The sequence below is a fragment of the Tomitella cavernea genome (genome assembly GCF_016599145.1).
GTDB lineage: Bacteria > Actinomycetota > Actinomycetes > Mycobacteriales > Mycobacteriaceae > Tomitella > Tomitella cavernae.
In genome coordinates this window covers 1-19,677 of the sequence record NZ_JAENKO010000018.1, presented here as the reverse complement: position 1 = coordinate 19,677, position 19,677 = coordinate 1, and the positions used below count along the sequence as shown (strand labels likewise).

Genomic DNA, 19,677 nt, shown 5'->3' with positions numbered 1-19,677 from the left:
GCCGCCGCTGCGCGCCACGAGCAGCACCGCGCGCGGGCGCAGCCCCGCCACCGGGGCGAGCACGTCTTCCGCCACCGCCGTCGCGACCGCACGGAACTGCGCGCCCCCGGACGCCGCCGACCGCAGGATCCCCCGGTGGTCGCCGCGGATCAACTGCTCGGCGTCGTCAAGGTCGATCCCGGACGCCGGAGCGATCACGTCGGCAGTTCTCCGTCCTCCGCCGCCCGTCCCGCCGCGCCTGCGTCCGGGAACACGGCCTCGTCCAGCAGCATCACCGGGATGCCGTCGACCACCGGATACATCCGGCCGCACACGGTGCAGGTGAGCACGTCCGCGTCGGGGTCCTGCGGCGTCCCCGCGCGCAACGCTCCGTGGTCGGGCGCCGGGCAGGCCAGCACCTCTGCGAGCACGGGATCGAGCTCCACCGCCATCTTGAGAGTTCCTTCCGCATTCCGTTCCGGGCATCGGGGACCGCCGGACGCATCCCCGGCCGACCACCATCGCACACTTGTCAGTCTTGCCGTTCCACCGCGCGCGCGGCAGTCTCAGGCGCCCCGCACCACGGCGAGCACCTCCGCGGCGAGCGCGTCCACCTCGTCCTGAGTGGCCGCCTCGGCGTTGAGCCGCAGCAGCGGCTCGGTGTTGGAGGCCCGCAGGTTGAACCACGCGCCGCCCTCCAGGTCCACGGTGACCCCGTCCAGGTCGTCCACGGACACAGTCCGGTCTGCGAACGCCGCCACCGCCGCATCGGTGCGTCCCGCCGCATCGTCGACCGCCGAGTTGATCTCGCCGGAGGCCGCGTACCGGGTGTAGGAGGCCATCAGCTCCGAGAGCGGGCGATCCTGCTCGCCCAGGGCGGCGAGCACGTGCATCGCGGCGAGCATGCCGGAATCGGCGTTCCAGAAGTCGCGGAAGTAGTAGTGGGCCGAGTGCTCCCCGCCGAACACGGCGCCGGTCTCGGCCATCGTCGATTTGATGAACGAGTGGCCGACGCGCGTGCGCACCGGGGTGCCGCCCAGCTCTCGGACCAGCTCCGGCACCGCTCGCGAGGTGATGAGGTTGTGGATGATGGTGGCCCCCGGCACTTTCGCCAGCTCGCGTTCGGCCACCAGGGCGGTCACCGCCGACGGCGCCACCGGCCGGCCCAGCTCGTCGACGACGAAGCAGCGGTCCGCGTCCCCGTCGAACGCCAGGCCCACGTCCGCCCCCGCTTCGACGACACGCGCCTGCAGGTCGACGATGTTCTTCGGGTCGAGCGGGTTCGCCTCGTGATACGGGAAATCGCCGTCGAGCTCGAAGTAGAGCGGGTCGATCGTGAGTGGCAGCCCCCCGCCGCCGAGCACCGCCGGCACCGTGTGCCCGCCCATTCCGCTGCCCGCGTCCACCGAAACGGTGAGCGGGCGGACGGCGCTGAGGTCCACGAGACCTCGCAGGAACTCCGCGTAGTCGCCGAGCACATCCCGCCGCGACGACCCGCCGGGCCGTCCGTCCCAGGGCGGGACGCCGGCGATCACCGCGTCGGCGATCTCGGTCAATCCCGAGTCCTGCCCCACCGGACGCGCACCCGCGCGGCACATCTTGATCCCGTTGTAGCGGGCCGGGTTGTGGCTTGCGGTGAACATGGCACCCGGACACGACGCCGCGCCGGACGCGTAGTACAGCTCGTCGGTGGAGGTCAGTCCCAGCGCGACGACGTCGAGGCCCTGCGCCCGGACGCCCTCGCCGAAGGCGGCGGCGAGCGCCGGCGAAGACTCGCGCATGTCGTGGCCGATGACGACGGCGGCGGCACCCTCCGCGCGCATCAGCGCCGCGAACGCGGCGCCGACCTCGCGGACGAAGTCCTCGTCGAGCTGCTCGCCCACGAGCCCCCGCACGTCGTACGCCTTGATCACGGCGTGCACTGACGTAGCCGATCGCACCACTGACCCAAGCCTCTCGAAACTCGTCTTTGATAGCGCTGCACTCACCTGTGAATGCGCTGTGGACCCTGCCCCACAGCGCGGCCGTGCCGTACGGCCGCCGTCCCCGTGGCCCGGGCGCGCCGCAGGACCTCCCGTCAGGGCTCCGGGTCCGGCAGAACGCGCAGATGCCCCCGGCGCCCCGTCCTTGTGACGGGCGACGGCGCGGACGGCGACGCGTCCGACCCGCGTGCCGGGCCGTCGACCGCGGAACGCCTGCGCTCCCCCCTGGCCGCCTCGCGGACGGCCTCGGCGAGGGCGGTCAGGTCGTCCTCGTCCGGCTCGCCGGGCGCGAACCGTCCCTCGTGCCGGACCAGCTCCCAGTTACGCGGCGCGGTGATACGGACCGCATGCGCCTCGCACAGGTCCCAGGAGTGCGGCTCTTCGCTCGTCGCCAGCGGCCCCACCACTGCCGTCGAGTCCGAATACACGAACGTCAACGTGGCGGCTGCCGGGTTGTTGCACCCCGGCCGACAGCATTTCCGCAGCATCCTCACAATCGTCGACCCTATCGCACTCCCGGCGCCGCCCTGTCGCACTCACCGCATGTCGCACGGTCCCGGACGTTCCGCCCGCGCCTGTGCACCCCGGAAGGGCCCCGCGGGTAGCCTCGTCGACATGATGAGAGGGCCTTTCGGCGACCGTACGGCCGCCGGCCGCGGCCTGGGGCGGCACAGGCGCACGGGCGCAGCCGGCCTGTCCCGCGCGTCCGCACCCGGTCGGGGCGGACGCGGCCGCGTACCCAGTTCCCGCAGCGTGGAACGGCGCGGGCGTGGACCCCGTGGCAGCATCCTTCCGGCGGGCGTCCCTGCCAGGCTGAGCCGTTCTGCGGCTTTCGACCAGCTCGCACTCAGCGCTTTCAGCGCGATCGACGCGGATTGGCACGACAGGATCACCAAGCTGGACCTCGCCGTGGACGACGTTCCGCGGATCAGCGCGCGCAACCCGCGGTCGGTGGTCTGGCCCCCCGAGGTGGTCGCCGACGGGGCCGTGCCGCTCGCCCGCCTCATCCCGGCAGGGTTGACCCGCGACGGGCGCCCCACGCGGGCGCGACTGGTGCTGTTCCGGCGGCCGCTCGAACTTCGGGCCGGTAGACCCGAGGAGTTGATGCTGCTCATCCACGACGTACTGGTGGAACAGGTCGCGAACTACCTGGGCGTGACACCCGAGGTCATCGACCCGACGCTCCGGGAGGACTGAGCGCACCGGGAGGACTGAGCGGCAGGGCCCCGGAGCCCGGGCCGCCCGTCACGCTCGGGTGACCGCCGGGCTCGAGCGTCCGTCAGACGATGCCCTTCTTCAAGCGACGGCGCTCACGCTCCGAGAGGCCGCCCCAGATGCCGAACCGCTCATCATGCTCCAGCGCGTACTCGAGGCACTCGGAGCGCACCTCGCAGCTCTGGCAGATGCGCTTGGCCTCGCGGGTGGAGCCGCCCTTCTCCGGGAAGAAGGCCTCCGGGTCCGTCTGCGCGCACAGCGCCTGGTCCTGCCACTGCTCTTCGGCCGGGCCGAGGTCCGAGCCCTCGAACCCGCCCACCAGGTCGAGTTCCGGGCGGCCGGCGGCGACCGGCTCCTCGCCGAAGCCGTGGCCGAACTCCTCGCACTCCCCCGACTGCGATTCCGGTGCGGCCCCGGGCGCGGCGCCATCGGCCGCGTGAAGCTCCGTCATGTGAAACAGTCTGCGGCCAGATTCGTGACCACCGGGCTCATTCAGCATCGTGAAGGGTCCTCATCTGTCGTGGTGCCGTATTCCTGAGTTGGGTTGCCCGATCAGGCATCCCCTGCAGCTGCACCGTCCGCAAGCGACGCCCGTCGGCGTGCGCGCCGGGTGAACCGCCGGCCTGCGGCCGCCGCCGCCGAACGATCCAATGGTGAACATCCATGTTTACCATAGCGATCGATCGACACGCCTTGCGGCTTGAGCATCCAGGAGCCTGCACTCCCACCATGATGCCGACCGCCCGGAGACCGCGCATCCACCCGAATCACATGCCTGTGATTAAACACCCCCCGGACGCACCCTTCAACCCGAACGGCGAAATCGCTATATCATCCGCATCCGTCATTTTTGAAGGGCGACACGGAGGACTCACACAGTCATTACACGGCGACCTCCCCTTATGCCGTGTGTTTTCCCTCACAGCGTAGCTCTTCACGTGGTCACAGGAGAAGACGACGGCCCCTGCCCCCCACCGACCTCGACGGGGTGCGCGCAGCCGTACGCATTAGGCTCCTGCCTGTGAAGGTGACGGTCTTGGCTGGCGGAGTAGGCGGCGCGAAGTTCCTCCGGGGGCTGCGGGCTCATCTGGGCATCACCGGCGGCGAGAGCGCCGACGGCGCGGGTGCGTCCGCCGCCGGTGACGGGACGGACGACCCGGGCGCCGGCGGCCACTCGATCACCGCAGTGGTCAACGTCGGCGACGACGTGTGGCTGCACGGCCTGCGCATCACACCGGACCTCGACAGCTGCATGTACACGCTCGGCGACGGCATCGACCGCGAGCGCGGGTGGGGCCGTGCCGACGAGGGCTGGCGTGTCAAGGAGGAGCTCGCGGCATACGGCGCCGACCCCACCTGGTTCGGCCTGGGCGATCGGGACACGGCCACCCACCTGATCCGGTCCCGGATGCTGCGGGCCGGATACCCGCTCTCCGACGTGGTGGCGGCGCTGTGCAACCGATGGCGGCCCGGAGTCCGGCTGCTGCCGGTGACCGACGACCGCTGCGAGACGCACGTCGTCGTCACCGACGAGGGCTCCGGCGAGCAGCGCGCGATCCATTTCCAGGAATGGTGGGTACGGCACCGCGCGCAGGTTCCGACGCACAGCTTCGTCCAAGTGGGCGCAGAACAGGCTGTACCCGCGCCCGGCGTCGTCGAGGCCATCGAGGAGGCCGACGTCGTCCTCATCGCACCGTCCAACCCGGTGGTGAGCATCGGCCCGGTGCTTTCGGTTCCCGGAATCCGCGGCGCGCTGCGGACCACCGACGCGAAGATCGTCGGCGTCTCCCCCATCATCGCCGGGGCCCCGGTGCGCGGCATGGCGGACACCTGCCTGTCCGTCATCGACGTCGAGACGTCGGCGCAGGCCGTCGGCCGCATGTACGGTGCACGCGCGGAGTCCGGGCTGCTGGACGGCTGGCTGGTGCACACCGGCGACCATGCCGACGTGCCCGGCGTGGACGTGCGGGCGGTGCCGCTGCTCATGACCGACGACGACGCCACCGCGGAGATGGCGCGTCAGGCGCTGGATCTCGCCGCCGCCGGGCCGGCGGAAGAGTCCGCACGGTGACCGCCGGCGGGCCGGTTCGCGGCGACCACGCGGCACCGCACCTGACGGTCCTGCCGATCGAGGGGCTTCCCGAGTTCCGCCCGGGCGACGATCTCGCAGCGGCGATCGTCGCGTGCGCCTCGTGGCTCGAGGACGACGACATCCTCGTCGTCACCTCCAAGATCGTCTCCAAGGTCGAAGGCCGCATCGTGGCGGCGCCGAGCGACCCCGACGAGCGCGACACGACGCGCCGGCGGCTGGTCGACCAGGAGTCGGTTCGCGTGGTGGCACGCAAGAACCGCACCCTCATCACCGAGAACCGCCTGGGCATCGTGCAGGCCGCCTCCGGGATCGACGGCTCCAACGTGCGCGGCGACGAGCTGGCGCTGCTGCCGGAGGACCCGGACGCGAGCGCACGGGGCCTACGCGACGCCGTTCACCGGCTGACCGGTGCCACGGTCGCGGTGGTGGTGACCGACACGATGGGCCGGGCCTGGCGGATCGGGCAGACCGACGCGGCGATCGGCGCCGCGGGCCTGGCGGTGAGCCACCCCTTCGACGGCAGCGTCGACGGACAGGGCAACGAGTTGGTCGTCACGGAGATCGCGGTGGCGGACGAGATCGCCGCCGCGGGAGACCTCGTCAAGGGCAAGCTGGGCTCGACGCCGGTGGCCGTGGTGCGCGGGCTGACCCCGCGCGACGACGGGTCCCGCGCCCGCGACCTGGTCCGCGAGGGCACCGAAGACCTGTTCTGGCTGGGCACGGCCGAGTCGATCGAGCGCGGACGCCGCGAGGCGCTGCTCCTGCGGCGCTCGGTGCGCGCGTTCACCCCGGACCCCGTCGACCCGGAGCTCATCGAGGCGGCCGTCGCGGAGGCGTTGACCGCCCCGGCACCGCACCACACGGCGCCCGTCCGCTTCGTCTGGCTCCGCGACCTCGCCCGCCGGCGTGCGCTGCTGGAGGCGATGCGCGACGACTGGCGTGCCGACCTGGCCGCCGACGGCTGGAGCGCCGAGCGTATCGAGCGGCGGGTGCGCCGCGGCGACATCCTCTACGACGCCCCCGAGGTGCTCATCCCGTTCTGCGTGCCGGACGGCGCGCACGACTATCCCGACCCCCGCCGCACCCGCGCGGAGGAGACCATGTTCACGGTCGCGGTCGGGGCCGCGGTGCAGGGATTGCTCGTCGCGCTCGCCGTCCGCAGCGTGGGCAGCTGCTGGATCGGTTCGACGATCTTCGCCCCGGACACCGTGCGCCGCGTGCTGGAGCTGCCCGCGGAGTGGCGTCCACTCGGCGCGATCGCGGTGGGCCACCCCGCCGGCGACCAGGCGCCACGACCGCCCGCCGACACCGGAACACGGCTGGTCACCCGATGACGGGGATGGACTCGGCAGCCGGACCGCACTCCTGCGGTCAGGATCATTCCGGACCGCACCCCACCCCTCTGCACGCCTCCGCGACGTCGACCCTGCGCGCGTGGCCCGCCCCCGACTCCGCGCAGGATTCGATGCGGCACACCTATCTCGCGTTCCTCGACGCCGTGCCCGACGCCTGCCTTCGCCGCAGCGTGCCCGGTCACCTCACCGCGTCGACGCTGCTGGTCGACGCGGGACTGGAAAGGGTGCTACTGACACTGCACCCGCGCGTGGGGCGGTGGATCCAGCTCGGCGGGCACTGCGAACCAGGCGACGCGAGCGTCCAGGCCGCCGCACTGCGCGAGGCCACCGAGGAGTCCGGGATGACCGGACTGACGCTGGACCCGGTGCCCCTGGAGCTGCACACGCACCCGATCACCTGCTCGCTCGGCGTGCCCACCCGCCACCTGGACGTGCGTTTCCTCGCCCTCGCACCGGCGGACGCGCAACCGGTGCGGTCCGCGGAGTCCGACGACCTGCGCTGGTGGCCCGCCGACGCACTGCCGGACACGGCCGAGCACGAGACGATCGCCAGGATGCTCGCGCTTGCGCGCCGCCGCTGAACCGGCACGACAACACCTCGACAGGTCGTTCAGCCGGCGTTCTGCACCGGATCGGCGATCGGCGTCAGCACCGGGTACTTCGGCGTGATGCCGTCGCCCGACGACGCGCCGCGCAGCCTGCGCCCGACCCAGGGCACGAGGAAGGTGCGCAGCCATTCGCGGTCCACGTCGCGCTGCTCGGAGCGCGTCAACGCGGGGGCCGCGGGCAGCTGCGGGCGCTCGACGGCGTGCGGCACGCCCAGCACGTCGAGCACCTCGGCGGCCATCAGCGTGTGGCCCAGCGGCGACATGTGCAGCCGGTCGGTGCCCCACATCCGCGTGTCGTCGAACCTGCGCATGTTCCAGTAGTCCACCAGGTCGGCACCCGCCCGCGCCGCCGCGGGCCGCAGCAGTTCGTTGTAGATGGCGGTGCGGCCGCGCAGCCGCCGGAACACCGGCGCCCAGCCCGCGTCGTAGGCGGTGAACACCAGCACCCGCGCGCCCGATCCGGCGAGCCGGCCCAATGCTTCCTCGTAGCGCGCCACAAGGGCGTCGAGGTCGAGCGAGGGCCGCATCATGTCGTTGCCCCCGGCGTAGACGGTCACCAGGTCCGGCTGCAGGGCGAGGGCCGGTTCGATCTGCTCGTCGAGGATCTGCGGCAGGAGCCGGCCGCGCACGGCCAGGTTGGCATAGCCGGGCACCGGGCCGCCCGCGCGGACCACGTGCGCCGCGAGCTGCTCGGCGACCCGGTCCGCCCAGCCGCGCAGCCCGTTGGGACGCGCGGCGTCGTCGTCGCCGACGCCCTCGGTGAACGAATCGCCCAGCGCCACGTAGCGCCGGTACACCGGCCCCGCGGCCGCGTCCTGCGTGTGCCGGTCCACGACGTTCCCCTTGCTGTCAGACATCGGTGGAGAACCGGACGCCGCCGTCGGGCAGGTTGACCCCGGGCCACACGCGCGCGCCGCCGACGAGCTCGCATCGCGCCCCCACGTCGGCGCCGTCGCCGATCACCGCGTCGCGGATCAATGCGCGCGGGCCGATGCGGGCGCCGAAACCGATGATCGAACGCTCCACGACCGCGCCCGCCTCCACCTTGGCCCCATCGAAGAGCACCGCTCCGTCGAGCCGCGCCCCGGCTCCCACCTCGACGCCGCGCCCGACGACGGTGCCGCCGATGAGCAGCGCGCCCGGCGCCACGCCCGCGCTCGCGTGCACGAGCGACTCGCCGCGCGTCCCGTCGAGCGCGGGCGACGGCGCGATGCCGCGGACCAAGTCGGCGGACCCGCGGACGAAGTCCTCAGGCGTGCCCATGTCGCGCCAGTACGACGCGTCGACGTGCCCGAACACACGCGCCCCCGCGGCGAGCAGCGCCGGGAAGATCTCGCGTTCCACCGATACCGGGCGCCCCGCGGGGATACGCTCGATCACCTTGCGCCGGAACACGTAGCAGCCGGCATTGATCTGATCCGTCGGCGGATCCTCGGTCTTCTCCAGGAATGCCGTGACCCGCCCCGCATCGTCGGTGGGCACGCAGCCGAACGAGCGCGGGTCCCCCACGCGCACCAGGTGCATCGTGACGTCCGCCTCCTGCCTGGCGTGCGTCTCGAGCAGCGCGTTCAGGTCCGTGCCGCCGAGCACGTCGCCGTTGAACACGAGGACGTTCTCGGAGGCGATCCTGGGCAGCACGTTGCGGATGCCGCCTCCGGTGCCGAGCGGGTCGGTCTCGGTGAGGTACTCGATGGACAGGCCGAGGTCGGCCCCGGTGCCGAAGTGCTCCTCGAAAACCTCCGCCTTGAATGACGTGCTGAGGATCACCCGCCGGGTGCCGGCCTGGCGGATGCGCGTGAGCAGGTGCGTGAGGAACGGCACGCCCGCCGTCGGCAGCATCGGCTTCGGCGCCGAGAGGGTCAACGGCCGCAGCCGGGTGCCCTTGCCGCCCACCAGGATCACCGCGTCGGTCTCCTCCGCGCGATGCTGCCCCAGCGGCGTCGCCTCACCTGCCGCGGATTGCCGGGTCTGGCCGGTTCCCCACTGTCCGGACTGTACGGTCATCGCTTCGTCTCCGCTCTCACGCGTTCCTCCCCGCCTGGCGCCGCTCGCGGACGGCGGCCGCCACCGCCACCTGCGACCGGACCCGCAGCCCCGCCCACAGCGCCCCGCGCAGCGGCGCCTGCCACCAATGCGGGTGGCGGTCCGCCTGAAACCGGTAGGCGCTGCGATGGTGCGCGGGCAGCATCAGCTCCGGGGCCTTGCCCGCCGCATGCCCCTTGGCGTGCACCACGGTGGCGTCCGGAACGTACAGGTTCTGCCAGCCGGCCCGGCCGAGCCTGTCGCCCAGGTCGACGTCCTCCATGTACATGAAGTAGCGGGAGTCGAACCCGCCGACCGAGTCGAAGGCCTTCCTGCGCAGCAGGAGGCACGAGCCGGAGAGCCATCCCACCGGCCGCTCGCCGACCGCCTGCGACTCCTGCAAGTAGGCGCGCGTCCACCGGTTGGACGGCCACAGCGTGCCCAGCACCGCGTGTCCTGCGCCGTCCAACAGGCCCGGCACGGCCCGCGCGGACGGGTACCGTGACCCGTCCGGCTCGAGCACCGTGGGGCCCAGAGACCCCGCCCGCGGCCAGCGGCGCGCCGCGGCGATCAGCGCGTCGATGGCGCCGCCATCCCAGCGCACGTCCGGGTTGGCCACCACGACGAACTCGGCCGCCGGGTCGATTTCCGCGACCGCGCGGTTGATGGCACCGCCGTATCCGATGTTGCCGCCGGTGCGCAGCAGGCGCGCGTGGGGGAACTGCTCCGCCGCGGCCTCCGGGGCACCGTCCGTGGAGCCATTGTCCGCCATGATGACCTCGGTGGGCAGCACGGTGGCCGCCGCGAGCGACTCGAGGAATCCGCCCAGGTGCTCGCCGGGAGAATAGGTCACCGTGACCACGCTGAGCGTCGGCATGGGGCCCGATGCCGGTACGCCGGCGGGAGTCGCCGATTCGTCAGGAGGGGTCGGAGTCACGCCGGTCAGAGTATCCACCGCCGCACGCCGCAGGCCAACGAGGTGCCGGGCGTGCGCGGCGCGTCACTTCCGTGCGGTGCACCCGGCCGGCCGCGGGTCACGGTTCCGCCAGCGCCGCAGCCAGGGCCGGCCGCCAATGCCGCAACGGGGTGAGCCCGGCATCCGCCCAGGATCCTCCCGACAGCACCGAGTAGCGGGGCCGCGGCGCGGGCCGGGGCATGTCCTCGGTCCTGCACGCGCGCACCCGGTCCGGGTCCGCGCCGAGCTCCTCGAACACCGCGCGCGCCACCTCGTACCAGGTGGCGGCCCCGCCGCCCGTCGCGTGCAGCGTGCGCCCCGCCGGCCGCGGCCACGCGTCGGGCGCCGTCTGCCTCACGGCCAGCACCGCCACGAGCTCCGCGATCCCGCGGGCCAGGTCCCGGGCGTAGGTCGGCGACCCGCATTGGTCGTCGACGACGTCCACGCTCTCGCGCTCGGCCTCCAACCGCCGCATCGTCGCGACGAAATCGCCGCCGCCCTGCCGCGCCGCGCCGGTGTACACCCAGGCGGTCCGGACGACCACCGCCGCCGGGTGCGCCGATCGGACCGCCAGCTCCCCCGCGGCCTTCGACCGCCCGTAGGCGGTGCGCGGGCCCACAGGGTCGTCCGGTTCGTAACCGCCCGCGCCCGCGCAGCCCTCGCCCGAGAACACGTAGTCGGTGGACAAGTGCACCAGGCCGCAGCCGGCATCGGCGCACGCGCGCGCGAGGTTCCCCGCCCCCGCGGCGTTGACGGCATGCGCGGCCGGCTCGTCGGCCTCCGCCGCGTCGACCGCCGTGTAGGCGGCGCAGTTCACGACCACGCGCGGCCGAAACCGCATGACCGCCGCCCGTACCGCCGCCGGGTCGGTGATGTCCATCTCAGACGAGCCGACCCCCACCGCGTCGAACCGACCCGCGTGCGGACCCGTCCGGCCACGCCATTCGGACAGCAACGCGGACCCCAGTTGACCTGCCGCTCCCGCGATCAGTATCCGCGTCGCCATGCCCCGTCCTTCCGTCTTCGGTCGGCCTCGGGGCCGACCGCGGCCACCGTTCGCCTGCGGCCGAGTCTGGCACGATCACGGTCCGTCCTCCCGGACCGCGGCCCGCCGGACCGCTATTCTGGAACACCGACGGCGAGGAATCCGCGGGGCGGCAGGCGCGCCGGCATCGCAGCCCGTCGTGCGGGTTGCGCAAAGCGACAGTACCCAGGCGAGATTGCAGTGCAGGCGACCGACAGGAGGGCTGCCCGTGCCGTCCGACCCCGACGGACGTGACCGGCGCCGCGAACGCGACGCGGCTCGAGCGCGGCGCCGCGGAGACAGCGCCCGGCGTTCCGCGGGATCATCCGCCCGGGGAGGTCGCCGGCCCGGCCGGGACGGGCGCGACCGCCCCGGCGACCGTGGCCGCGCCGCCTCCCGTCGTCCTACCCCCGCCGCCCGGCCCCGCCCCGCCGCTGCGGGCGCATGGGCGACGGCACTGCGGCATCCAGGAAAGGTCCTCGTCACCCTGGTGTCGGTGCTGGTGCTCATCGTCACCGGGTTCGCCTGGCAACAGGTCGACTCGCTGCGTTCGAGCCTGGCGACCGCCGGAGGCCTCGATCTGGGTGACGGCAAGGACGGCGCCGTCGACATCCTCATGGTCGGCATCGACTCCCGCACGGACGCCCAAGGGAATCCGCTCTCGCAGAGCGAGCTGGACATGCTGCGCGCGGGCGAAGCCGATGCCACCAACACGGATACCATCATCCTCATCCGCATCCCCAACGACGGCTCGTCGGCCACCGCGGTGTCGATTCCGCGCGACTCGTACGTGCAGGTCCCCGGGCTGGGCATGTCCAAGATCAACGCCGCCTACGGCGAGACCAAGGCGCTCGCCCAGGAGCGGCTCGTCGAGGAAGGCGTGGACCCCGCGAAGGCGGACGCCGAGAGCACGAAGGCCGGCCGGCACGCGCTGCTGCGGGCCGTGGCCGATCTCACGGGCATCACCGTCGACCACTACGCGGAGGTGGGGCTGCTCGGATTCGTCCTGCTGACGAACGCTGTCGGCGGGGTGCCGGTCTGCCTCAACGCGCCCGTCTACGACCCTTACTCGGGCGCCGACTTCCCGGCCGGCCCGCAGACGCTCGACGGGGCCGACGCGCTGAGCTTCGTGCGGCAGCGGCACGGGTTGCCCCGCGGGGACCTCGACCGGATCGTCCGCCAGCAGTCCTACCTCGCCTCGCTCGCCCAGGAGGTGCTGAGCGCGGACATGCTCGCGAGCCCCGCCAAGCTCAACCAACTCAATTCCGCGGTCCAGCGGTCGGTCGTCGTGGACTCCGGCTGGGACATCGTCGGATTCGCCCGCCGCCTGCAGGACCTGTCCGCGGGCGCGGTGACGTTCCAGACCATCCCCGTGCAGGACCCCTCGGGTACGTCCCCGGACGGCGAATCGATCGTGGAGATCGACCCGTCGCAGGTCCACTCCTTCTTCGAAGGGCTGGTGGACCGCGGCGACGGGCCCGAGGAACAGCCCGCCGACGACGGTGGCGGCGGTAGCGACGACAGCAGCGACAGCGGCGACAGCGGCGGCAGCGGCGAAGCGGACGACCAGCGCCCCCTCGACGTCGTCCCGGGCAATGTGACCGTCGACGTGCTCAACAGCTCGGCGATCGGCGGGCTCGCGTCGTCGGTGTCGGAGGCGCTCGGCTCGGTGGGGTACGGCGCCGGCCAGGTCGCCAACTACACCGGAACTCCCCCCGCCGCCTCCCAGGTGCGCACGGCTCCGGCGAGTCGCGATGCGGCGACGGCCGTGGCACGCGCGTTGGGCGGTCTCGACGTGGTGACCGACGACGCGATGATGCCGGGAACGGTCACCGTGGTCCTGGCCGACCAGTACGCCGGCCCCGGCTCAGGGTCCTGGTCTGGCACCCTGGTGTCCGGGACCGACGGTGTCTCCGGGTCCGGCGGTCCGTCCGCATCCGGAGGCCCGGCGACCGGCGGCGGGCAGCCCGGACAGGCCACGACGCAGCCGGGCGCCGACCACCCCGTGGGTCCCGCCGTGAGCGCGGACGACGGCGTCCGGTGCGTGAACTGAGCGCGCGCCGCGACACCGCTGTCGGCAGCGCGCCGCGGCGCCGCCGCACACATCCGCATACGAGGTGAACCGTGACCCCCACCCACCGCACCCTCACAGAGAAGCTCATCGACCCCATCCTGGCGACGAGCCCGGCCACCCCGCGCGTGACGTACTACGACGACGCCACCGGCGAGCGGGTGGAACTGTCCACAGTGACGTTGATGAACTGGGCGGCCAAGACGGCCAACATGATGCGCGACGAGTGTGCGGCGGAACCCGGCACCCGCGTGCGCATCGTGCTACCTGCGCACTGGCAAACGGCTGCGGTGCTGCTGGGCTGCTGGTGGGCGGGCTGCGAGGTGCTGGTAGGCACCGGTGACGAGCGGGCGGAGATCGCCTTCGTCGCCGAACCGCTGTTGCAGGCGGAGTCCGCCGCAGCGGCGCTGGACGCGGACGAACTCGTGGTGCTGTCGCTCGACGCGTTCGGCCGGCCGGCCGCCGCGCTGCCGCCCGGCGCCACGGACTACGCCACGACCGTACGCCTCCATGGCGACAGGTTCATGCCGCAGCGGATCGACGCCGCCGCCCCGGCGATCAACGGGCGCAGCATCTCCGAGATCGCCGACGAGGCACGCGCGGCCGCCACTGAGCGCCGGATCACGGATGCGGATCGGGTGTTGTCCACAGCGGGGTGGGACGACGCCCGGTCGATTCTGACCGGGTTGCTCGCCCCGTTTGCGGCCGGGGCTTCGCTTGTGCAGGTGAGCAACCCCGACGACGCGGCGATGTCGCGCCGATTTGAAATCGAGAAAATCACCGTGGACCTGCGGTAACGAACTGATATCGACAATCTCGGCCAGATCTCGGGGAGCCAAGGCCGGGACGGATAACTAGTATGGCGGCATGGCTACAGACCAGCCCCCCATGAAACGGAGGCAAGCCGGTGGCGGCCGGCCCGGTCGTCGGCCCGGGCGACCGGACACCCGTGAGACGATCCTCGACGCCGCCTACCAGGCTTTCACATCCCAAGGTTTCCGCGCAGCAACAGCGAAATCGATAGCGGACGACGCAAGCGTCGACCCCGCTATGATCAACTACTTCTTCGGCTCCCGGCAGGGGCTGTTCCGCGAAGTGCTCTATCGCCATCACGAGCCTGCCGCCCGACAGGCGGAGGTGGCGGAGAACGTCAGCGATGACAGCGCACAGGGCATGCGCGGCATGGACTTCGCCGAACGGCTCATCCGCGAGGTCCTGCGCGCCTGGGACCGGCCAGAGACGCAGAGTCTGCTCAGCGGGCTGATCCTGTCCGCCGGGGAAGATCCCCAGACCGACGAGCTGATCCTCGCCGTCGGCGATTCCACCGGCGAAGTAGTGGAGAAGCAACTCACCGAGGCCGGAATGGACTCCGCCCTCGCGCACCAGCGCAGCGCGGTCATCGTCGCGATGAACATGGGCATGGTCTACGCCCGCTACATCGTGAAGTCGCCGGTGGTGGCGCAGATGTCACTGGACGACGTCGTCGCACAATATGCGCCGGCCATCCGCGGACTACTGGCGGACTGACCCGCCCTTTCCCTATCCGAACATCCGACCCGGCCCCGGCCGCGCCCAGCGCGGCCGGGGTCTTTGCATCACCGCCGACAGGGAGGTCGGGGGTCCGGCCGCTCAGGGGATCGTCCGCTTCATCTCCCGCACCGCGCGCGCCGATTCAGCCGGGCCATCGACGTCGATGCGGACGGCGTCGCGACCGAAGGCGTGCAGCAGGACTTCCTCCGGCTCCCCGCGCAATGTGACCCCCTCGCCTCTGCCTGCGTGCACGCGGACACGAGGCCGGCCCGGCGCCTCCAGCGTGACGGGTGCCGGGGCCGACGAGTACGCGCGCCGTCCCAGCATCGTCGCCGCCTTCCACAGCGCGCCGCGGACCGCGGCCGGCAGCTCGCGCGGCTCCCACTCCTCTTGCGCGCGCCGCACGTCCTCGTGGTGCACTATGTACTCGACAAGGTTCGCCTTCTCGTCCACGTAGCGCATCGGCGAGTACCACGGAGGGCCGCTGAGCACCGCGTCCAGCAACTCGCCGAAGTTCCTGCGCGCCACCGACTCTTGTACCCGCGCGGTGTATCCGGCGAGCGGCGGGATGAGGATGCCTGGCGCGGCGTCGGGCCGGCTCTCCCGCAGCACCAGGTGCGCGAGCAGGTCGCGCACCGTCCACCCCTCGCACAGCGTGGGCGCGTCCGGCCCTGCCTGCTGCATCGTTTCGACTATGGACCGTCGTTCTTCCTGCACGAATCCCATGTGTTGAGGCTACTACCGCGGCAACCCGGGTCCCAGGTTCCGCCGTGCCGCCGCCCGTCCGTCCGCGGGCACCGGCCGCGGTTGCGCGTCCACGAGCACGCCCGGGTTGAGCACGCCGCCCGGGTCCAACGCCGACTTCGCCGCGTGGAACGCAACCGCGAACACGTCCGGGCGTTGCCCGTCATACCAGGGGCGGTGGTCCCTGCCCACCGCGTGGTGGTGGGTGACGGTACCGCCTTCGCCGGCGATGGCCCCGCTCACCGCAGACTTGATCCCGTCCCACTGCGCCACGGTCGCACCCCACCGCCCGGCCGCGTACACGCCGAAGTACGGCGCCGGTCCGTCCGGATACACATGGGTGAACCTGCACGAGACCACACCCGGTACGCCCGCCTGCGCCATCGCGTCCTGCGCCGCCGCGGTGACCGCATTGCGCAGCGCGTCGAAGCGGTCCCATGTGCACGCCGTCTCGAAGGTCTCGACGATCATCGACCGTGCGGCGAGTGCGTCACGCTGGTACGGCATGCGCAGGAACGACGAGCGCCATCGCCGCGCGGGGCCGCTGGAACCCGCGGACCGTGGACTGCCGCGCAGCTCGGCGCGGTCGTCGCTGCGCCGGTCGCGGACCTCCCCGCCGTGGTCTGCGCACAGTTCGGCCGCACGGTCCATGGCGGCGTCCACCGGGTGATCGGCGGACTCGAAGCCGAGCACCAGCACACCGCCCTGCGACACCGTCCCGGCGTTGAGCATCGCCTCCACCGGGTCGAGCAGCCGGCAGTTCGACGGGGCCAGCCCGGACTGCGCCAACGCCCGGGTCGCCGCGACCCCGCTGCCGTAGTCACCGAAGTGCACCGCGGCCGAGGCGGTGAACCGGGGACGGTCCTGCAGGCGCATCCACGCCTCGGTGATGACGCCGAGCGTCCCCTCGGAGCCGAGGAACAGAGCGTCCGGCGACGGACCGGCGCCGGACGCCGACACGCGCAGCGATGCGGAAGTTCCCACAGGAGTCACCACCCGCAGCGATTCCACGAGGTCGTCGATGCGGGTGAGCACGGTCGCATAGTGGCCGCCCGCACGGGTGGCCAGCCAGCCCCCGAGCGTGGAGAACTCGAAAGACTGGGGGTAGTGGCGCAGGGTCAGGCCCGCGGGGCGCAGGGCGTTCTCGAGCGCCGGGCCGTGGATCCCCGCCTGGACGCGCGCGGCCCTGCTGGTGGCGTCCACCTCCAGCACCCGGCACATCGCCGTCGTATCGAGGCTCACCGCCGGGCCGTCGAAGCGCGGCTCCACCCCACCGACCACGGACGAGCCGCCGCCGTAGGGGATGACGGCGATGCCTGCGCCGGTGCACCAGTCGAGCACATCGGTGACGTCCTGCTCGGTGCGCGGCCGCGCCACCAGGTCCGGCGCGTGGTCGACCCTGCCGTGCAGGTTGCGCACGACGTCGCGGAACGCCTTGCCCCGGGCGTGCGCCGCACGGTCGGCGTGGCCGCCGGATACGAGTGCGCGCAACGACCCGGGCGTGGACACCCGCGGCTCGGGCAGCGGCACGTCACGGACGTTCGGCGGCCGATGCGCGGTGAGGTCGGCGCCCGGAAGCAGGGCGGCCACCCGCTGCTCGAGCGCGGCGGCCTCCGCCCCCGTCACCGCAGCGTCCTCGTCGCCCCAGCCCCACCACGAACGCCCCACGCGCTGCCCTCCGTCCCGGTCGCGTCGTGCACGTGCCACCGCACCCTAGTCCGCAGCCCCCGCCGAGGCCTGGAAACGCACGGACGCCCCGGCAGAGGATCCATCCTCGCCGGGGCGTCCGCCCACTGTCACTCATGTCCGCGACACGGGCCCGCACTGCCCGGAAACTCAGTTGTAGTCGTAGAACCCCTTGCCCGTCTTTCGGCCCAGGTGTCCCGCATCCACCATGCGGCGCAGCAGCGGCGGCGGGCACATGTGCGGCTCGCCGAACTCCGCGTACATCGACTCGGCGGCGGCCAGCGCCACGTCGAGACCCACCGTGTCGCACAGCGTCAGCGGGCCCATCGGGTGGCCGCAACCGCCCTTCATGCCCGCGTCGATGTCCTCCTTGGTGGCGTAGCCGGACTCGTACATCCGCACCGCCGAGAGCAGGTACGGGATGAGCAGCGCGTTGACGATGAATCCCGAGCGGTCCCCCGCCTGCACCGCCGTCTTGCCGAGTGTGCCGGACGCGAACTCCGTGACCGCGGAGGCGGTCTCCGGAGCGGTCGACAGCGTGGAGATGACCTCCACCAGCGGCATCACCGGGACGGGGTTGAAGAAGTGCACTCCGACGACCTTGTCCGGCCGGGTGGTGGCGTTGGCGACCTTGATCACCGGGATCGACGAGGTGTTGGTGGCGAGGATCGCGTCGGGCTTGACGATCTGGTCGAGCCTGCCGAAAATCTCGGCCTTGAGCGACTCGATCTCCGGCGCCGCCTCGATCACCAGGTCGGCGTCGGCAAGATCGTCCATCTCGAGCGTGACGGTGACGCGGGCGAGCGCCGCGTCGGCGTCGGCTTGCTCGAGCTTGCCGGCCTTGACCCCGCGCGCGATCGACTTCTCGATGCGGGCGCGGGCCGCGTCGGCGAACTCCTGCTTGGTCTCCAGCACGGTCACCACGGTGCCCGCCTTGGCGCAGACCTCGGCGATTCCGGCGCCCATGGTGCCGCCGCCGACCACTCCTACTTGCTTCATATTCTCGCTTTCGTGTCGGGTTCCGTGACCGGCGCGATCGCCGGCCCGCTCACTTCAGCAGCGCCCGCGACATGACCATGCGCTGGACCTGGTTGGTGCCCTCGTAGATCTGGGTGATCTTCGCGTCGCGCATCATACGCTCCACCGGGAAGTCGGTCGTGTACCCGGCGCCGCCGAACAGCTGCACCGCGTCCGTGGTCACCTCCATGGCCACATCGGAGGCGAAGCACTTGGCGGCGGACGAGATGAAGCCCAGGTTCTTCTCGCCACGCTCGGCCCGCGCTGCCGAGGTGTAGACCATCAGCCGGGCGGCCTCGAGCTTCATGGCCATGTCCGCCAGCATGAACTGCACACCCTGGAACTCGCTGATCGACTTGCCGAACTGCTTACGGTCCTTGGTGTAGTCGATGGCGGCGTCCAACGCGCCCTGGGCCAGGCCCACAGCCTGCGCACCGATGGTCGGCCGCGTGTGGTCCAGCGTCTCCAGCGCCGTCTTGAAGCCGCTGCCGGGATCGCCGATGACCCGGTCGCCGGGGATGCGGCAGTCCTCGAAGGCCAGCTCGGCGGTGGGACTGCCCTTGATGCCCAGCTTGTGCTCGTAGCCGGTGACGGAGAAGCCCGGGTCGTCCTTGTGCACCATGAACGCGGAGATGCCGTTGGCACGCTTGTCCGGCTCGGTCACCGCCATGACGGTGTACCAGGCGGACTTGCCGCCGTTGGTGATCCAGCACTTCGATCCGTTGAGGACCCACTCGTCGCCGTCCGCCTTGGCGCGGGTGCGCATCGAAGCGGCGTCCGAGCCCGCCTCGCGCTCGGACAGCGCGTAGGAGGCCATCGCCTCGCCCAAGGCCAGCTGCGGCAGGACCTGCTTTTTGAGCTCGTCGGAGCCGTTGAGGATGAGCCCCATCGTGCCCAGCTTGTTCACCGCGGGGATCAGCGACGACGAGCCGCACACCCGCGCCACCTCCTCGATGACGATGCAGGTGGCCACCGAGTCGGCGCCCTGGCCGCCGTACTCCTCCGGTACGTGCACGGCGTTGAAGCCGGACGCGGTGAGGGCGTCGAGCGCCTCCTGCGGAAAGCGGGACTCCTCGTCCACGGCTTTGGCGTGCGGGGCGATCTCCTTCTCGGACAGCGAGCGGATCGCCGCGCGCAGCTCCTCGTGCTCATCGCCCAGCTTGAACAGGTCGAAATCCGGGTTTCCGGCCATCGGTGGTCCTCCTCGTAGGTCCCGTGGGCAGCGGCGACGTCCGCCCGGCATGACTCGCGCACACCTTCTGACGCTCAGCCTCTGACACTCAGCCTCTGACACTCAGCCTCTGACACTCAGCCTCTGACACTCAGCCTCTGACACTCAGCCTCTGACACTCAGCCTCTGACACTCAGCCTCTGACACTCAGCCTCTGACACTCAGC

General features: G+C 72.0%; 19 protein-coding genes and 1 pseudogene. 7 read left to right on the top strand and 13 right to left on the bottom strand.

Going from position 1 to position 19,677, the window contains the following annotated elements:
• From JJ683_RS08285 to JJ683_RS08270, 4 genes and pseudogenes are all read right to left on the bottom strand, one after another.
• Positions 1-198, bottom strand: a pseudogene (locus tag JJ683_RS08285) (tobH protein); the annotation flags it as partial.
• A complete protein-coding gene (locus tag JJ683_RS08280; RefSeq protein WP_207280063.1) occupies positions 195-431 on the bottom strand; it encodes a Trm112 family protein in 237 nt (78 codons plus the stop codon). The pseudogene JJ683_RS08285 and the gene JJ683_RS08280, both read right to left, overlap by 4 nt.
• Before the next feature lie 114 nt (positions 432-545).
• Complete coding sequence (locus tag JJ683_RS08275; RefSeq protein ID WP_200172994.1) at positions 546-1,922, bottom strand: phosphomannomutase/phosphoglucomutase; 1,377 nt, start codon at positions 1,920-1,922, stop codon at positions 546-548.
• Between the two features lie 134 nt (positions 1,923-2,056).
• Positions 2,057-2,455: a DUF3499 domain-containing protein gene (locus JJ683_RS08270; RefSeq protein WP_200172992.1), complete on the bottom strand. Its 399-nt coding sequence runs from the start codon at positions 2,453-2,455 to the stop codon at positions 2,057-2,059.
• A 199-nt stretch (positions 2,456-2,654) separates the two neighbouring features.
• Between JJ683_RS08270 and JJ683_RS08265 the strand changes: the two genes are divergently transcribed.
• Positions 2,655-3,158 (top strand): metallopeptidase family protein, encoded by a 504-nt coding sequence (locus JJ683_RS08265; RefSeq protein ID WP_242474527.1) that lies wholly within the window; start codon positions 2,655-2,657, stop codon positions 3,156-3,158.
• An 82-nt stretch (positions 3,159-3,240) separates the two neighbouring features.
• On the opposite strand, the gene JJ683_RS08260 is transcribed toward JJ683_RS08265, so the two are convergent.
• Positions 3,241-3,498, bottom strand: a complete 258-nt coding sequence (locus JJ683_RS08260) for a WhiB family transcriptional regulator (RefSeq protein WP_200173018.1) — start codon at positions 3,496-3,498, stop codon at positions 3,241-3,243.
• A gap of 699 nt (positions 3,499-4,197) precedes the next feature.
• Here JJ683_RS08260 and cofD point away from each other — a divergent pair.
• The 3 genes from cofD to JJ683_RS08245 are packed head-to-tail and all read left to right on the top strand — an operon-like array spanning position 4,198 to position 7,204.
• Entirely contained in the window at positions 4,198-5,247 is a 1,050-nt protein-coding gene (gene cofD / locus JJ683_RS08255) for a 2-phospho-L-lactate transferase (protein WP_200172990.1), read from the top strand.
• Positions 5,244-6,602, top strand: coding sequence for a coenzyme F420-0:L-glutamate ligase (locus tag JJ683_RS08250; protein ID WP_200172988.1), 1,359 nt, complete (start codon positions 5,244-5,246; stop codon positions 6,600-6,602). Before cofD ends, JJ683_RS08250 begins: the two co-directional genes overlap by 4 nt.
• Before the next feature lie 5 nt (positions 6,603-6,607).
• Entirely contained in the window at positions 6,608-7,204 is a 597-nt protein-coding gene (locus tag JJ683_RS08245) for an NUDIX hydrolase (protein WP_200173016.1), read from the top strand.
• Positions 7,205-7,233: 29 nt separating this feature from the next.
• Here JJ683_RS08245 and JJ683_RS08240 read toward each other — a convergent pair whose 3' ends face one another.
• From JJ683_RS08240 to rfbD, 4 genes are all read right to left on the bottom strand, one after another.
• Positions 7,234-8,088: an SGNH/GDSL hydrolase family protein gene (locus tag JJ683_RS08240; RefSeq protein ID WP_200172986.1), complete on the bottom strand. Its 855-nt coding sequence runs from the start codon at positions 8,086-8,088 to the stop codon at positions 7,234-7,236.
• A complete protein-coding gene (manB, locus tag JJ683_RS08235) occupies positions 8,081-9,235 on the bottom strand; it encodes a mannose-1-phosphate guanylyltransferase (RefSeq protein ID WP_200172984.1) in 1,155 nt (384 codons plus the stop codon). The genes JJ683_RS08240 and manB overlap by 8 nt, the downstream gene beginning before the upstream one ends.
• 16 nt (positions 9,236-9,251) lie before the next feature.
• The gene (locus JJ683_RS08230) at positions 9,252-10,130 is read right to left on the bottom strand and encodes a glycosyltransferase family 2 protein (protein ID WP_200173014.1); all 879 of its coding nucleotides are present in this window, start codon (positions 10,128-10,130) and stop codon (positions 9,252-9,254) included.
• A 157-nt stretch (positions 10,131-10,287) separates the two neighbouring features.
• Positions 10,288-11,214, bottom strand: coding sequence for a dTDP-4-dehydrorhamnose reductase (gene rfbD / locus JJ683_RS08225; RefSeq protein ID WP_200172982.1), 927 nt, complete (start codon positions 11,212-11,214; stop codon positions 10,288-10,290).
• Between the two features lie 475 nt (positions 11,215-11,689).
• Between rfbD and JJ683_RS08220 the strand changes: the two genes are divergently transcribed.
• From JJ683_RS08220 to JJ683_RS08210, 3 genes are all read left to right on the top strand, one after another.
• Positions 11,690-13,285, top strand: a complete 1,596-nt coding sequence (locus JJ683_RS08220; protein WP_372435270.1) for an LCP family protein — start codon at positions 11,690-11,692, stop codon at positions 13,283-13,285.
• A gap of 71 nt (positions 13,286-13,356) precedes the next feature.
• Positions 13,357-14,100, top strand: coding sequence for a TIGR03089 family protein (locus JJ683_RS08215; RefSeq protein ID WP_200172979.1), 744 nt, complete (start codon positions 13,357-13,359; stop codon positions 14,098-14,100).
• Between the two features lie 70 nt (positions 14,101-14,170).
• Complete coding sequence (locus tag JJ683_RS08210) at positions 14,171-14,830, top strand: TetR/AcrR family transcriptional regulator (RefSeq protein WP_200172977.1); 660 nt, start codon at positions 14,171-14,173, stop codon at positions 14,828-14,830.
• A gap of 102 nt (positions 14,831-14,932) precedes the next feature.
• Here the strand turns inward: JJ683_RS08210 and JJ683_RS08205 are convergent, their stop codons facing one another.
• The 4 genes from JJ683_RS08205 to JJ683_RS08190 form a co-directional block, all read right to left on the bottom strand.
• Positions 14,933-15,559: a TIGR03085 family metal-binding protein gene (locus JJ683_RS08205; protein WP_200172975.1), complete on the bottom strand. Its 627-nt coding sequence runs from the start codon at positions 15,557-15,559 to the stop codon at positions 14,933-14,935.
• A 12-nt stretch (positions 15,560-15,571) separates the two neighbouring features.
• Positions 15,572-17,245, bottom strand: coding sequence for an FAD-binding oxidoreductase (locus JJ683_RS08200; protein ID WP_200172973.1), 1,674 nt, complete (start codon positions 17,243-17,245; stop codon positions 15,572-15,574).
• Between the two features lie 168 nt (positions 17,246-17,413).
• Positions 17,414-18,262, bottom strand: a complete 849-nt coding sequence (locus tag JJ683_RS08195; RefSeq protein WP_200172971.1) for a 3-hydroxybutyryl-CoA dehydrogenase — start codon at positions 18,260-18,262, stop codon at positions 17,414-17,416.
• A 49-nt stretch (positions 18,263-18,311) separates the two neighbouring features.
• Entirely contained in the window at positions 18,312-19,472 is a 1,161-nt protein-coding gene (locus JJ683_RS08190) for an acyl-CoA dehydrogenase (protein ID WP_200172969.1), read from the bottom strand.
• Positions 19,473-19,677: the final 205 nt, after the last annotated feature.